This is a genomic window from Psychrobacter phenylpyruvicus DSM 7000 = NBRC 102152 (assembly GCF_000685805.1).
GTDB lineage: Bacteria > Pseudomonadota > Gammaproteobacteria > Pseudomonadales > Moraxellaceae > Psychrobacter > Psychrobacter phenylpyruvicus.
Map to the genome: position 1 here is coordinate 1 of NZ_JMKP01000092.1, position 1,394 is coordinate 1,394.

Consider the following 1,394-nt stretch of genomic DNA (forward strand, 5'->3'; position numbering starts at 1 on the left):
AGTTTGAGAGACGATACTATGATAGCCTTAATGAGTCAGACAAAGCTGCCTGACTCAAGCAATCCACTCTCCGATATAGTCGGGGCGGTTCATAACTGACATTAAAACTCCTTTTCGAAAGAAATTTTGAAATAGTCATAAACTGGCTATTATTTGTATTTACTTTCCTCTTTAAATTATTAATAGCAGGATTAGTTTGAGCTAAATACAACTTCTTTACATCGTTCCAATATTGAGACATATGATTAATTAAAGTTGATTTTCCCGTACCTGCAGACCCATAAATCAAAGCGACTCGGGACTTAGTAAACATCTTTCGCAATAGCTCAAGTTTCTCACTACAGTCAATCATATATGATGTATCATTTAACCACGCCTCAAATGCCTCTGTATAGTTTTGGACACCAACCTCAGCGAATTGACATATATCATCAATAATACTTAGACAATCTTCAACATATTCTTTTATGTAAATATGATTACGGTATTTGATTAATTTTCTACCCGGATGCTTATGGTAGACTTTATTATTAAAGTTTTTAATTAGTGAATCTAAGTTGTCAAACTTTTCTAAATCTTTAATTGGTGTAAATAAGGTTTCATGAACTTCAGCATTATTGCTAATGAACCTACCTAAGAACTCGTGTGTCCTATTTGAGGATTCAATTACTTCAAACAAATCATAAATCTTAGGGTTATGATTTTTTAAAGACGTTGCAAATGGCATTTTCTCAAATGGTATGCACCCCCATTGAAGATATAAATTAGATAGCATATAGCATGACTGATCATTAATTTGGTGTTTAATAATCTTATTATTTAGATTTAAAAGTAGATATTTAATAACGTTATGACCAGATAACTCTTTTATTATGATATCTCTACTTTTATTAATTGTATTGAGTATATGTGTAGTATTGGATTTAGACTTAATACTTTCAACAAAATTTAAGTAATCATTTTCATTTAGAGTAACTATCTCAACCAAATTCATATTTCGTAGTTTTAGCTGTTTCATTAGCTCCTTATATTCAAGTGAATTTGGATTAATTGAAACAGAATTAGGGTGAAAAATCTTGGCGAAATTTCTAAGTTCACAGGGTCTAATCGAAACTTCCCAATCTTCAATAATTTTTATAGGGACTTCTTCACCAAGAACTTCTATAGCATCATCTCTTACTTTTAATTTAACAGCATAGTTGCTCAAAATATCAAATTTAGTAAATGCGATTAGTCTATCAAATTTACTAGCCTTATCATCAGCAATAGTAAATGTAACTTCATAGAAGATAGACTGATTGTAAGCATCCGACCATCCCATCTTTTTTTCTATTAAAAAATGCGAGATAGTGTCCATGAACAAATAATCGTGGACACTAACATGACAACACAAT

At 30.8% G+C, this 1,394-nt stretch carries 1 protein-coding gene; it reads right to left on the minus strand.

What is annotated here, in order from left to right; genetic code table 11:
- Positions 1-16: 16 nt before the first annotated feature.
- Positions 17-1,394, minus strand: a 1,378-nt coding sequence (locus tag G561_RS14870) for an AAA family ATPase (RefSeq protein ID WP_208854610.1), incomplete at its 5' end; no start/stop codon positions are given.